Here is a 13,749-nt window from a genome sequence, read left to right as displayed (position 1 = left end):
GAGCCCTCCCTGGGTCGCGACGCTGCCTCCGCAGGGCACACCACTGCACGTTGGTTGCATCAGACGACTGAGGGGTTATGGCCAAGCTGTCCTTGAGGGCTGTCCAAAAGCTCACCTGCAAGAAGCGGGATGCCTGGTGGACGGTCCTTCTGGTCGACCCCGTCGCCACCAGAATCCTGATCCTCCTGGCACGCTTCCGGTTCGTCACGCCCAACGGAGTCACGTGGGCGGCGCTGTTGGTGGGGCTCGGCGCGGCCTACTTCTTCATCAAGGGCGACCGGGAGTCGCTGCTCATCGGCGCCGGCCTCTACCACGTGAGTTTCATCCTCGACTGCGTCGACGGGAAGCTGGCCCGGCTCAAGGGCAACGGCACGGTCTTCGGTGGCTGGCTCGACTACGTCTTCGACCGCATCCGTGTGCTGCTCTGCTCGCTGGCCCTGATGGGCGGCCAGTTCCTCGGCGGGCACGACGAGCGCTATCTGCTCGCTGCTCTGGCCGTCGTCTTCCTCGACATGCTCCGCTACGTCGATGCGCTGCAGATTTACAAGATGCGCATGTCGATGCGTACGAAGATCGAGAAGGTCACCAAGGAACGGGCCGGGGTAGAGGCAGCGGTCGAGGCCGCGGTGCAGGGTGCCGAAGAATCCCCCGCGGCGGAGAACGCCCAGGTGATCTTCATGGAGGACCTGCTCCGGGACAACCCTGATGCCGAGGCGGCTCAGCTGCGCCGGGAGGCGGGCGCCGACAACGTCGTCGACCTGCACGAACAGTTCCGCGACCGGTTCCCCTGGTACACCCGGGTGCGTCGCGCCATGCTGCGCACGCGCATCCGACCGCATCTCGTCAGTGGCATCGAGTTCCAGATGTTCGTCTTCATCGTCGGCCCGCTGATCGGCCGACTGCTGTGGACGACCTTGGTCTCCGCGATTCTGCTGGGCCTTTTCGAACTCGTCATCATGTACAAGTTCTGGCTCTCCACCCGTGACTTCACGCGCGTCATGGAGCAGCTCAGCCCGCCACCCGACACGGTCGGCACGATCGCCCCGCACCTGCACCGGGGCCGGCACCGTCGCGCCGCAGCGGAAGCGCTGCTCGCCGACGACCGGTACCGCGAGCCGGTGGCGGAGGATGACCCCGGTTTCCGGCCCTATCCGCAGCCCTACAAAGACCCCCACCCGCACAACGGCCTCCCCCACATTCCTGATCAGGCCCCGCAGTCCCGGCAGCACCATCCGAACGGCCCGCAGGAATCGTGGGAGAGCATTCAATGAGATCCGTTTCCGACGGCGACAACTCCTGGGTGACCGTGGTGATCCCCGCGTACAACGCGGCGACGACCATCGGCAAGGCGTTGCAGTCCGCCGTGAACCAGACATACGAACTGGTCGAGGTCATCGTCGTCGACGACGCGTCGACCGATGGCACGCTCGAGGTCGTCAGCAACTTCGCGGGCAACAACGGGCGGGTGCGCGTCCTGCGCGGCCGACAGAACAGCGGAGGCGTCGGGGCGCCGCGGAACTGGGGCATCGCCCAGGCCGCGGGGCGCTGGGTAATGTTCCTCGACGCCGACGACGAACTGCCGCCGCGCGCCTGCGAGATGCTGGTCGCGGGCGCCCTGGAGACCGGCGCCGACATCGTCGCGGGCAAGGCTCTGCGCATCAATCGCACCTCGGGCGAAACGGAGCCGTGGGCACCCGAGGTGTACGCCATGGGGCGCACCGTCGCGGGCCTGGAGGAGTTCCCGCTCCTGCTCTCCGACCCGATCGCCGCGGCGAAGCTCTACAGCGTCGACTTCCTGCGCTCGCAGGACATTTGGTTCCCCACGGGGGTCTTCTACGAGGACACCTACTTCTCGACCGTGGCCGGTTGCCTGGCACGGGGCATCACGATCATCACGGACCCCGTCTACCGCTGGATGTGGGAGACGGACGGGCCCTCCATCACCGGCCGCACCGGCGAACTGCGCAGCATCCGCGACCGGATCACGGTGCACCGCGCCACCGACCAGTTCCTGCTCGAGCGCGGCCTGTGGGCGTTGAAGGTCCGCAAGGACTCCAAGTTCCTCTCCCACGACCTGCGCCTGTACATGCGGGCACTGGCCGAGGGGGACGATGCGTTCCAGCAGGCGTTCGCCGAGATCGTCAGCGCCTACCTGTTCTCCATCGGCGACGAGGCGTTCACCCTGTGCGGCCCGGTGGACCGTGTGCGCGCCTACTTCCTGATGTACCAGGAGGTCGAGGCGGCGCTGACCACCCTCGACTACACCCAGCGCAAGAGCGTCTTCTCCTCCCATCTGCTGGAGGAGGACGGCCGTGTGTACTGGTCCGCCGACCATCTGCACCTGCCGGACGCCCGCCGCATGCTGGACGTGACCGAACTGGGCCTGCACGGCGCACCGGTCTCTCAAGTCCCCCTCTTCGCCCAGCTCAACGGGTGGAGCATGGAACAGGGCCGATTCGTCTTCGACGGCGAACTCGTCAACCGATTCGGCCGCATCGAGCCCGACGACACCGTCCGTATCTCCCTCGCCGCACGCAACCGGCAGAAGAAGAGCGATGCCGTCGTTCCCGTCGAGCACGTCTCCGTCTCTGAACGGGCCGTCACCTTCGAGGGGGCCATCGACCTCGCCGACCTGCTGGGCGACGGATTCGACGACAGCACGGTCTGGAACGTCTCACTGATCGTCGAGTGGAACCGCAGCCGCTCGCGCTCCGCGCTCAACGTCCGCGACGTTCCGCTCGAGGACCTGACCTTCACCGTCGAGGGCGAGGAGTACGAGGGCTATCAGACGGTCAGCGGCAATCTCGCGCTGCGCTCCGCCGTCGCCGCCCGTCGCACCTTCGAGTCGGACCAGAACGATCCGAACGCGCCCTGGATGTGGTGGCAGGGGCGCCTCCACCCGCCCATCCGTCAACTGCAGCACCGGTTCGAACTCGCCGTCGTCGTGCCCTGCTACAACGTGGCTCAGTACCTGGACGACTGCCTGGGCTCGATCGCCGCCCAGCGCGGTTTCGCCGCCACACAGGTCATCCTCGTCGACGACGGAGCCACCGACGAGACTCCGCACATCCTGGACCGCTTCGCCCACTACTACGCCAACGTCACTGTTGTCCATCAGCGCAACGGCGGCCTGGGCAACGCGCGCAACAACGGGCTCGACCAAGTGGTCGCCCCCTACGTCACGTTCCTCGACTCCGACGACATCCTCGGCCCCGACGCGCTCTTCCAAATGCTGCAGGCGGCACGGCGAGACAGCACCGAGATCGTCATAGGCGACCTGGTCAACTTCCCGGACCGTCCCTACGGCCCGTGGAAGCAGTACTTCGGGGACGGCGACCAGGTCATCGACGACTTCGCGGAAGCCCCCGACCTGATCTTCAGCGGGTCCGCCTGCAACAAGCTGTTCTCTACGGACCTGCTGCGCCGCCTCGGTGTCCGGTTCGGTGAAGGCGTCCACTTCGAGGACGCCTGGGTCACACTGCCGTCGATGCTGAGAGCCAAGGGCATCAGTATCGTCGACGCTCCCGTCTACTACTACCGGGGCCGTCCGGACGGCTCGTCCATCATGGACTCGTTGTGGAGCAAGCCGGCCAACTACCGGGACCACCTGCGGCTCAATCACTTCCTGCTCAATTACACGGCGGCCGAGCGCGACGAGATCCGGCACATGTTCCACCGCTACGCCACCCGTACGTACAAGGGTTTCCTGGGCAACGCCCGCGACGTGATGACCCGTACACAGCTGTCGGAGATGTTCCCCGACATCCACCGGCACTACGTACAGATCCCCGACGAGATCCTCAACGAGTTCGCGACCAACCCGGCCCAGCAACTCGACCACTACGCCGCCAAGAGCGGCAACTTCGAGCTGTTCTGCGACCCCAAGCCCGCTCTCGAGCAGGCCCCGCTGCTGTTGGAGATCGACGACGAGGGCTTCTACCGCACTTTTCCCGGTGGCCGGGTGGAGACAGCGTCGGCCCGTGTCGCCGACCCGAACGTCGTTGTCGAGTCGGTGCGCAGCCGCGGTGACGTGCTGGTCGTCGAGGGCTGTATGTCCTTTCCCGGAATGGACATCAGTGGCCCGATGCTCAACCGGCTGGAGTTTGTTCACCAGACGCCACAGCGGAAGATCGTCGTCCCGGTCAGCCAGACGTACCGCCGAGATCTGTGGAACGCCCGCAACAAAAAGGACCTGTACGCGGGCTTTCACGCGGAGATTCCCGCTACGAGGCTTGCCGAGGGCGGATTCGTGCCCGGCGACTTCCGGCTGCGGGTGCACCGAGTGGACGGCACCCGAGCGCGCAATGTCGTCATGAAGGCACGGCTGACGCTGCACCGACTCAAGGGGCACAACCATCTGGGTGCGTACCGCTACATGCTCACCATCGGGGCCGGCGATGCCTTGCACCTTCGGATGGTGGACCGTGGTGTCACCGCGCGCTTCAAGCACACATTGTGGCGTGCCGCCCGGGAGCTGCGCATCCTCAGGACGCGCAATCCCGGCTGGCGCATGCGGCTCGCCTACTGGCTCACCTTCCCACTCCTGAACGGCAGGGAGATGTGGCTGATCGGCGAGCGCTCCGACACGGCACAGGACAACTCGTACCATTTCTTCAAGTGGGTGCGCACCCATCGCAAGCGTCGACGGATCTACTACGTCATCGAAGCGAACTCGCCGGACTACGCCAAGGTCGCTGAGTTCGGCCGCGTGCTGAAGCTCGGTTCGTTCCGGCATCGGATGTACCTGCTGCACGCGACCAAGCTGATCGGCAGCTACGACTCGGAGTCCTACCTGGTGCCCGAGGGGTATCGCAAGGTGCTGTTCCTGCACCGCTTCGGTGAACTGCTCAAGTACCAGCGGGTGTTTCTCGCCCACGGCATCACGTACAACGACGTCACGACGGGCATCGACCAACGGGTCACCAGCTACGACTTGATCGTGTCAGGCGGCAGGCAGGAGCGGGACTTCCTGGGGCACGAGGCCGGGTACGGCAACCGTGCGGTTCTCGCCGGCTTCCCCCGCTTCGACGCGCTGCGACGCGAGCGGCTCGCCCGGCCGCGCATCCTGCTGATGCCCACCTGGCGGCAGTGGATCGTGACGGCCTCGTACAAGAAACAGGCGGGCCCGGCGAAGACTGCGTTCACCCAGTCCGAGTACTTCCGCTTCTACCGCGCCCTGCTCGCCGACCCGCGTCTCACGGCAGCGCTGGAACGCGCCGGTGTGGACCTGGAGTTTCTGCCGCACTACGAGATCCGTCCGCATCTGCATCACTTCAAGACGGACTCGCCCGCCGTCCACGTGGCGGCCCCGACCCGCAACGTCCAGCAGGCCATGAAGGAATGCTCGCTCATGGTCACGGACTACTCGTCGGTCTTCTTCGACGTCGCCTACATGGACATCCCGCTGGTCTACGTCCCCTTCGACGAGGAGGACTTCTATGGCCGTCACTACAAACGGGGCTACTTCAATCTGGCCGACGACGGCTTCGGCCCGGTGTGCCGCACCGTGGACGCCGCCGTCGACGAGATCATCCGGGCCATCGACCGTGGCTTCACCGTGGAGAGCCCCTACCGAGAGCGCGTCTCCGGCTTCTTCGGCCACCAGGACGGGGACAACTGCCTCCGGGTGTACGAGGCGATCGACGATCTCGGTGACCTGCCCGCCGCCGAACTTGCCCCGAGCGCCCCGCCTGAGCCGCTCGAACCACAGTCGGCCGTGATCCTGCAACAGGGACAGGCCCAGACGCCGCTCCCGGAGAGGTGGGCCGGTGCTGCCTGAGAATCCGGGGCGGCCCGCGCCCCAGCGCATCTTCCTGGCCGGCGGCTCCAACGTGAGTACTCGGGAGATCAGCCGCATACCGATGACCGGCTGGGGGCAGGTGTTTCCACTCTTCTTCACTCCTGAAGTGGAGATCGTCAACTGTGCCCGTGCCGGTGCGAGTTCGCGTACCTACGTGGAGCGCGGTCGACTCGACTGGATCCTGGACCACCTGTGTCCGGGCGACTACCTCATCACCTCCTTCGGCCTGATCGACCACAAGCCGGAGAAGGAGCTGCGTACCGAGCCGTTCCACACTTTCCAGAGCTATCTGCGGCAGTTCGTGGACGGAGCCCGCGACCGTGGTGCACACCCCGTCCTGGTCAGCACGAACGAGCGCTGTACCTGGGACGAGCACGGAAACCTGCGTCAGGTGGTGCGGCGGTACCCGATGGCCATGCAGGAGCTGGCGGTTCAGACGTCGACCCCGTACATCGACCTGTACACGCAGAGCCTCGACTGGTGGACCCAGCTGGGACCTCAGCGCACCCGCTCGCTCTTCATGTTCCTGGAGCCGGGGCAGCACCCCAACTACCCCGACGGCATTGAGGACACCACGCACTTCTTGCCAGAGGGTGCCATTGCCTGCGCCCGATTCATCGCGCACTCGCTCGCGCACCGAGCGATCGTGCCGCCGCACTGGGTCACCCGCCTCGACCAGGAGCGCTTCCCGGAGCAGGCGTACGGCTGGCTCGAGGACTCCGTTCATGCGTCGCTGACCCGGGCCCGCACACGAGGCAAGGGAAACACTCTGTGAGCCAACAGCCCGTCGCCGCCGCCCGCCCGCCGCAGCCGGAGCAGTTCCTCCTCGCGCGGATCCGGGTGGTCCAGCCCGACACTCCACATCTGCGCCTGTCTGTCGAGCTGACGGCCAGCGCCGACCCGGCTCTAACGGTGCGCCCAGGACAAGAGGTCGACTTCGCCCTGGCCCTGCTGCCCGAGGGCGGCGCGCACCGCTACTACGGCTACGTGATGGCGGCGCCCTTCGCGGAGGTGGCGTCCGTGGAGCGTCTCGGCGGGATGAGCCTGGTGGCCAAGGGGGACCGGTACGCAAGCTCCGTGGAGGCGGGCGGTACGCGCGTCGCCCGCTTCACCGCTGTCGTCCGTCAGGACGTGAGTGCCGGCGCCTGTCTGATACCGGAGGTCCGTGCGGGCATCATCGCGCGCGGCGGATCCAGTCTCACGAGCAGCACCCACTCGGTGCGCCAGTACGGCTACCGGGTCGCACCGTTCCCGCCGCAGGGCCGCGCCCTCCACCTGGCCCCCGGCTACCGGGGCGTCGTCAAGGATCTGCTCGACGGGCTCGGCGCCACCGCGCGGCTGGTGGGCGTCGGACCGGCCCGGCACGGCGTCACCAGTGTCGAGCCGGACGGCGTCGTCACCTACACGCCCTTCAATGGCCACTACGGCTACGACCGCTTCTCGTACGCCGTGGACGACGGGTCCGGTCACCTGATGTCCGGCCAAGTCACGGTGTACATAGGCGAGCTGGCGGCACCTGGTGCTCTTGGCGGCTGACCGCCGCACGCGTGCGGGACGGCTCGCCGTCGTGCTGGCCCTGGCGCTGCTCGCCGCCTGCACCGCGCCCGGCGGGGATGACGCGCGGCCGATGCGGGCCGCCTCCGGTCCGCACTCCTCGGCCCCGGGCGGGGCACTGCCGCGCGGAGTGACCCTGCAGGAGTCCACTCGCACCTGGGACAGCGGGCGAACGGCACGTGTGCACGTACTCGCCGTCGCGCCGGACGCCGCGGTCCGCGTCGTCGGAGTCCACGGCGCCCACATGGCGACGGCCGATACGGTGCGGGCGATGGCGGCCCGAGTCGATGCCGTGGCCGCGGTGAACGGGGGTTACTTCGACATCGAGACCGGTCCCGACTTCAGTGGCTACCCGGGCGACCCGCTCGGAGTTCATGCCGAGGACGGTGTCCTGCTCAGCGAGGCGGCGGCCGGACGGACGGCCATGGTCGTCGGCCCGCGAGGCACGGCCCCACGCGTCACCCGGGCGTGGACCACGCTGTCGCTGATCGCGGACGACGGTGCCCGCCGCGAGCTGGACGGTGTCGACCGGGTGCCCGGCCGCATCCTCGGCTGCGGCGGTGTCGGCGGTGACGAACTGCGCGGCGGGGGCGGGGTGCGCACGGCACCGCTCCACAACCGCCTGTGTGTCGACGCCGATGAGATCGTGCGGTTCACCCCCGAGTGGGGAGAGGCGACCAGGCGTGGCGCTCCCGGCAGCGCGGAGGCGGTCCTCGACGTGGCGGGGCGAGTCACAGCCGTACGCTCACCGGCCGGCGGCGCCGTACCACGCGACGGCAGCACGCTGTACGGAGTGGGTGAGGGGGCGCGCTGGCTCAAGGAGCATGTGTGGCCGGGCAGTTCACCCACGGCCGGGGCGAGGGCGCACGACACCGAGGGGCACTCCCTGCTCGGTCCTGGGATCTCGCTCGTCGGCGGGGGGCCCGAGCTGGTCCACGACGGCGCCGTCGCCATCGACCCCGCGCGCGACGGCATGTCCGCGCGAGCCTCGAAGGGGCGCGAGCCCCGGACCCTTGCCGGTGTCCGGGCGGACGGCAGCCTGCTGCTCGTCGTGATCGACGGTCGCACCGGCAGCAGCGCCGGAGCCACCCTCCCGGAGGCCGCTTCTCTCATGTCCGGGTTGGGCGCGCGCTCCGCCATGAACCTCGACGGCGGCGGGTCGAGCACCATGGCGGTCGGTGGTCGGCTCGTCAACAGGCCGATGAGTGAGGAGGGGAGCAAGTCCGTCGAGCGCCGTGTGGCCACAGCGATCGCCGTCGTGCCCTGACGGGCCGGGGCGCCCGATCCGCGGTCAGTTGTTTCCGCGTACGGCCCGCGGCCCCACATAGGAGGCACCCAACTCCTGGACTCTGCGTCGTAGTTCACGATCAGCCGTCACCACCACGCAATCCCCCTCCGCCCTCGCCGCCACCGCCACAATGTGATCGTCGCCCTCGCCCGGCGCCTCCTCCACCCGTACGCCCGGCACCGGCTCGACTCCCCGGGCCCGGCCCTCGAGGACCAGCACCACGTCCTCGTCGGGGTGCTCCCGCGCGTATTCGGCCAACCGGTCCCGCAACCTCTCCGCCGCCCCCCGCCGATCCCGCCACCACCCGTCCGGCACCGAACCGACCACGTTCGCGCCGTCCACCACCAGGAGCGTCGTCATGGTCGCTCGCCCTTCTGCCACAGGTTCGTGACCCGGCCGATCGCCGCGGCGGCGGCTGCCGTGCGCTGTGCGTCCGTACGGGTCCGGTTGCTGAACTCGATGTGCAGGAACGGTACGTGTTCCTCCGCCGCCTTGCGGCCCTGCACATTCGTACGGCCTTCCAGAGGGCAGGAGGCGGACCAGGCGCGGCACACGGCGTAGCCCTTGTCGTGCAGGGCGTCGGCCAACAGGCGGCCCTCCGGGCGGGCGAGTGTGCCGCGCCCCGTGGAGACGACGGCGTCGCGGCCCGGTGCGGAGGCGTCGGCGAAACCGTGGACCTGCACGGCGGGCAGGCCGCGCTCGGCCAGTGCCGCGCAGACGGCGTCGAAGACGGTGTCCCTGCGGTGCGCGACGTCCGCCGCGTCGCCCTCGCCGGCCTTGCGATGTGCGCCTGCGATCACCATGACCCCGCCGTGTGCCCCGCGCAGGACGCCGACGCCGAGGCGCTCCGTGTTCCGGTCCGCGACCGGGTGCGGCACCTGGACCGTCCAGCGGTGGCGGGCCGGCGTGCCGTCCTGTGCGAGGTACACGCGGCCCCAGCCGCGGGGCGCCGGGCCGTCGTCGCTCCGGTCGGCGAGTTCCGTGTAGCGTCGGCCCGTCGCGCTGTCCGTGACCGTACGGACGGTGAAGTCGACGTCGTCCAGGGCCCGTTGGGCCGCCGCGCGGTTGCCGTCGAGGAGCAGGCGCACGCCGCGCGCCACCGTCTCGCGGTCCCGGCGGGACGGCTCCCGGTAGCCGGATCCGGGCCGGAAGTCGGCCGTGTAGTCGTCGACGCGGGCCATCAGGTCGACACTCGAGCCGCTTCCGGGGCGGGCTCGGGTGGTCGTGTCCCGGGCGCCGCCGCAGGCCGTCAGGAGGCCGACCGTGGATCCGACAACGACAAGGATTGTTGCAATTGTGACCATCTTCGGCTGGTTGACCTTCATAGTCGTATAAAAATAGCCCGGTGATCAGACGTCCCTTCCGTACCTCGCGTCGGACCCGCCTCCGGATATCCGGCGCCGCCCTGACCGTCCTGCTCGCGGGCGCCACCGCCTGTGAGCCGTTCGGTTCGGGCGACGACAAGGCCGCCCCCGACGGCCCCTCGTTCACGGTCGCCGCGGCCGGTGACATCCTCATCCACCCGGAACTCACCGACCAGGCCCGCAAGGACGCGAAGGCGACCGGCAAGGGGGAGAAGGGGATCGACTTCGGCCCGATGCTGGCCTCCGTCGAACCCGTCATCAGCAAGGCCGACCTGGCGATCTGCCACTTCGAGCCGGTCGCGGGGAAGCCCGGCGGGCCCTTCGAGGGGTTCCCGAACTTCCGGGTGCCGCCGCAGATCGCCACGACGATCAAGGACGTCGGCTACGACACCTGCTCCACCGCCTCCAACCACACGCTCGACCACGGCGCCGCCGGTGTCACCGACACGCTGAACGTGCTCGACAAGGCGGGCCTGAAGCACACCGGTTCGGCGCGCAGCGCCGCCGAGGCGGCCAAGCCGCTGATCATGGACGCCAAGGGGGTCAAGGTCGCCCAGCTCTCCTACGCCTTCGGCTTCAACGGCAACGAGCTGCCGAAGAACAAGCGCTGGCTGGCCAACGAGACCGACTTCGACCGCATCGCCGCCGCGGAGAAGCGCGCCCGGAAGGCCGGCGCGGACGTGGTCGTCCTCTCCATCCACTGGGGCCGCGAGTACCACTCCGACCCGAGCCGCTCCCAGCTCCGTCTCGGCCGCAGGATCGCCGAGAAGACCGGCATCAACCTGGTGATCGGCCATCACGCGCATGTGGTGCAGCCGATGGAGAAGGTCGACGGCACCTGGATCGCGTACGGACTCGGCAACCAGGTCGCCCGCCACGAGGTGCCCACAGGGCTGACCGAGGAAGGCGTCATCGGCTGGTTCGAGTTCAGCAAGCGGGGCGGCGACTGGGACGTGCGGGCCAAGTACGTGCCCACGCTCACCGAGATCCCGCCGGACCCCGACGAGTCCGGGAAGGCTCCGGCGGGAGCCGTCGAGGACCATCGGCTCGTCGACGTGGCCGACGCTCTTCGGCGCGACGACGGCCTGACCGCGCAGGAGCGTGCCCGCTATCGACTGGCGTTCCAGCGCACGGAGGGGACGCTGCTCAACCGGGGCGCCACCCAGGACGGTCTCGAGCCCCTGCGGCCGCTGCCGAACTGACCGGGGTCCGCTGTTCTCGGTGGCGCCTGCGGGGCGCGTGCGACGTGTGTGAGGTGTGGGTCACATTCGCACACGCTTTGTACAACCATTCGAGTCTTGTTCGGGTCAGAAGCATCCGGACCGCCGGAATCTTCCCGCGGTCCCGCGCGCCCGCGCGCTCTGACCCGCCCGAGAGGAGCCCTCCCTTGGCCGCTTCGCGTTCGAAGCGGCGGCACAAGGTCCGCCGACGATCCGACATGTCCCTGCTGGGTGGCATTCGTCCGCCCATCGCTGTGCTGTCGGTTCTGCTTCTCGCCCTCGCGGGTGTCACCGCCCTCACGCTCGGCCGCGCCGACAACGCGGCCCTGCCGAAGGCGATCATGACGTCGCAGCAGCACTTCGCCGAGGACGGCGCGATCGCGCTGCGGGCCTCGGTCGACGAGGGGGTCACCGACCTGTCGCGGACCACCGCGCTGTTCAACGCCGGTGATCCGGTTCCGGCCGACGCCGTCCTCGACAAGATCGGCAACGTCTACCAGAAGTGGACCGGCAGCGCCGTCGTCGAGATCAAGTCCGGCAAACTGCTCGCCGCCCGCGGCGAGAACGTCCCGCTCACCGCGATCGACCGCGGCAAGCTCGGCGCCGAAGACGGACTCGCCCCGCGCATGGTCCGTCTGAAGAACGGCGAGAGCCGGCTGCTCTCCTTCGGGCTGCTCGCCTGGAAGGGACGGCCGCAGCAGCTGATCGTCACCTCCGCGAGCCTGAAGTTCCCCGGCATCAGCCTCGGCAAGTTCCGCTCCATCGCCGTCGTCGACGCCTCCGGGACCGTGCTCAGCAGCGACGGCATCCCCGAGCCCGAACAGGTGCGCACCGACCTCCAGCGACAGGAGGCAAAGGAGTCCGACCGGCAGCTGGGCGCGTTCGCCAGGACCGCCGCGCACAAGGCCGAGCAGAACCCCATCCAGTCGAAGCAGCCCGGCTCCGGCGGCTTCACCGGCGTCAGCGGAAGCCTCACCGGGGACCGCTACCAGGGCGAACGGCAGATCGCCGGATACGCGACGCTGGCCGCGCCGGAGGCCGGTGAGGCCACCGTCGCCACCTCGCTCGGCCTCACCGTCGTCGCCATGACGAAGGTCGCCGAGGACCCGCTGACGACCAGCAGCCCCGTCTTCGGGCTGCTCGCCGCCGCCGCGCTGCTCGTCATCGGCGGCCTCACCGTCGCGTTCCTGCTCGGCACGGTGCAACGCCCGCTGATCCGGCTGTTCCTGGAGAGCCGCCGGCTCACCCGCGGCGACCTCGCCCGGTCGGTCGGCGTGCCACGGCGCGGCGAGGCCGCCCGGATCGGCATCGCCCTGGAGCGGCTGCGCAGGCAACTGCTCGGACGGAGCCCCGAAGCGAGCGCCCACGACGCCCCGGTGGTACGCCGCCGCCTCGGCGCCCGCGCACTCGTGGGCGTCGCCGCGGTGCTGCTGCTCGTGTGGTGCGCCCCGTTGCTGCTCCTGCTCAACCGGGCCGGTGACTCCGTCGTCGTACCGCAGCAGTTGGTCGGCGACCAGCGCGAGCGCACCGACACCCTCAGCGACCGGGTGCGCCGGGCCCTCAACGAGGGGCAGGCGGACCTGGCCTCCGTCGCCTCGCTGATCGGTGACCGCACCCGCCCCGCGGACATGGCCGAGGTGCTGGAACGCACCATGAACGAGCACACCCGCTACCAGTCGCTCTACGTCGTGGACGGCAAGGGAACCGTCCTCGCGAAGGCCGGCGGCGATGTGCACAGCCCCGCGGGCAGGGCCCCCTCGACCAAGGCGGTCCGGGTCCTCGACGACCAGGGCAAGAAGCCCGTCATCCTCGGGACCGCCGAGCTGCCGGGCCGCGAAGGCGCCGCCGTGGTCGGCGAGATCCGCATCGACTTCCTGAACGCGCTCCTGAAGCGGCCCGGGCTCGGCCAGGTCAGGATCGTGGACGCCGAGCACCGCGTCATCGGCGGAAACACCGGCTACCTCGCCTTCCACAAGCTGTCCGGCCGCCGTCTCGACGAACTGGTCGAGGGCACCAACCAGAAGGTGGGCCTCGCCCCGCACCCCAGCGGTGTGCTGTTCCGCGACGGGGACGACATCCAGATCGCCGCGGCGGCACCCTTCGTCGGCGGCGGCGCCGCGAAGTCGCTCGGCTGGACCGTCGTGAGCTGGCAGCCCGCGTCCGGCCTCGCCATCCCGGCGTACAGCTATCAGAACCGCACCGTGCTCGCCGGGCTGCTCGGCGCCGCGGCGGCGGCCGCGTGCCTGGGCTGGCTGCACATCGTCGTCGTGCGACCGCTGCGTGAACTCGCCCGCCAGGCCGAGCGGCTCGCGGACGGCGACCGCAAGACGGTGCTGTACCCGCGCCACCACGACGAGGTCGGCGCCGTCACCCGCAGTCTCGAACTCGTACGCCAGCAACTGCAGGAACAGCGACAGCAGCAGCAACTGCAGGAACAGCGACAGCAGCAGCAACAGCAACAGCAGCGACGGCAGAGCGGACCGCCCCGCACGTCCGCCGCCGGAACCCGAAGGAACTAGGAAT

The 13,749-nt window shown here is 69.3% G+C and carries 9 protein-coding genes; 7 read left to right on the top strand and 2 right to left on the bottom strand.

From position 1 onward, the window contains the following. Positions 1 to 77 precede the first annotated feature (77 nt). The 5 genes from ACOKM3_RS12235 to ACOKM3_RS12215 are packed head-to-tail and all read left to right on the top strand — an operon-like array spanning position 78 to position 8,621. The gene (locus tag ACOKM3_RS12235) at positions 78 to 1,271 is read left to right on the top strand and encodes a CDP-alcohol phosphatidyltransferase family protein (RefSeq protein WP_426899823.1); all 1,194 of its coding nucleotides are present in this window, start codon (positions 78 to 80) and stop codon (positions 1,269 to 1,271) included. Further along, positions 1,268 to 5,779 carry a bifunctional glycosyltransferase/CDP-glycerol:glycerophosphate glycerophosphotransferase gene (locus tag ACOKM3_RS12230; RefSeq protein ID WP_426899821.1) on the top strand — a complete coding sequence of 1,504 codons (4,512 nt, stop codon included), beginning with the start codon at positions 1,268 to 1,270 and terminating at the stop codon, positions 5,777 to 5,779. Before ACOKM3_RS12235 ends, ACOKM3_RS12230 begins: the two co-directional genes overlap by 4 nt. Continuing rightward, a complete protein-coding gene (locus tag ACOKM3_RS12225) occupies positions 5,769 to 6,575 on the top strand; it encodes a rhamnogalacturonan acetylesterase (RefSeq protein ID WP_426899819.1) in 807 nt (268 codons plus the stop codon). The genes ACOKM3_RS12230 and ACOKM3_RS12225 overlap by 11 nt, the downstream gene beginning before the upstream one ends. Continuing rightward, on the top strand, positions 6,572 to 7,336 hold the full coding sequence (locus ACOKM3_RS12220; RefSeq protein WP_426899817.1) for an Ig-like domain-containing protein: 765 nt from the start codon (positions 6,572 to 6,574) through the stop codon (positions 7,334 to 7,336). Before ACOKM3_RS12225 ends, ACOKM3_RS12220 begins: the two co-directional genes overlap by 4 nt. Continuing rightward, positions 7,326 to 8,621 (top strand): phosphodiester glycosidase family protein, encoded by a 1,296-nt coding sequence (locus ACOKM3_RS12215; protein ID WP_426899815.1) that lies wholly within the window; start codon positions 7,326 to 7,328, stop codon positions 8,619 to 8,621. The genes ACOKM3_RS12220 and ACOKM3_RS12215 overlap by 11 nt, the downstream gene beginning before the upstream one ends. 24 nt (positions 8,622 to 8,645) lie before the next feature. On the opposite strand, the gene ACOKM3_RS12210 is transcribed toward ACOKM3_RS12215, so the two are convergent. Beyond that, entirely contained in the window at positions 8,646 to 9,002 is a 357-nt protein-coding gene (locus tag ACOKM3_RS12210) for a PIN domain-containing protein (protein WP_426899813.1), read from the bottom strand. Next, complete coding sequence (locus ACOKM3_RS12205) at positions 8,999 to 9,823, bottom strand: hypothetical protein (protein ID WP_426899811.1); 825 nt, start codon at positions 9,821 to 9,823, stop codon at positions 8,999 to 9,001. The genes ACOKM3_RS12210 and ACOKM3_RS12205 overlap by 4 nt, the downstream gene beginning before the upstream one ends. Before the next feature lie 164 nt (positions 9,824 to 9,987). Between ACOKM3_RS12205 and ACOKM3_RS12200 the strand changes: the two genes are divergently transcribed. Both ACOKM3_RS12200 and ACOKM3_RS12195 read left to right on the top strand, forming a co-directional pair. Next, the gene (locus ACOKM3_RS12200; RefSeq protein WP_426899809.1) at positions 9,988 to 11,208 is read left to right on the top strand and encodes a CapA family protein; all 1,221 of its coding nucleotides are present in this window, start codon (positions 9,988 to 9,990) and stop codon (positions 11,206 to 11,208) included. 236 nt (positions 11,209 to 11,444) lie between these two features. After that, entirely contained in the window at positions 11,445 to 13,745 is a 2,301-nt protein-coding gene (locus ACOKM3_RS12195; RefSeq protein ID WP_426906773.1) for a HAMP domain-containing protein, read from the top strand. Positions 13,746 to 13,749 lie beyond the last annotated feature (4 nt).

Origin of the sequence: Streptomyces nidicola, assembly GCF_050106155.1 — a bacterium.
Lineage (GTDB): Bacteria > Actinomycetota > Actinomycetes > Streptomycetales > Streptomycetaceae > Streptomyces.
This window is presented reverse-complemented; position numbering and strand designations above follow the sequence as displayed.

Excerpts from the sequence above, each read along its gene's own strand:
- ACOKM3_RS12235 (WP_426899823.1), top strand. The coding sequence starts at position 78 with ATGGCCAAGCTGTCCTTGAGGGCTGTCCAAAAGCTCACCTGCAAGAAG.
- ACOKM3_RS12230 (WP_426899821.1), top strand. The coding sequence starts at position 1,268 with ATGAGATCCGTTTCCGACGGCGACAACTCCTGGGTGACCGTGGTGATC.
- ACOKM3_RS12210 (WP_426899813.1), bottom strand. The coding sequence starts at position 9,002 with ATGACGACGCTCCTGGTGGTGGACGGCGCGAACGTGGTCGGTTCGGTG.
- ACOKM3_RS12205 (WP_426899811.1), bottom strand. The coding sequence starts at position 9,823 with ATGGCCCGCGTCGACGACTACACGGCCGACTTCCGGCCCGGATCCGGC.
- ACOKM3_RS12195 (WP_426906773.1), top strand. The coding sequence starts at position 11,445 with ATGTCCCTGCTGGGTGGCATTCGTCCGCCCATCGCTGTGCTGTCGGTT.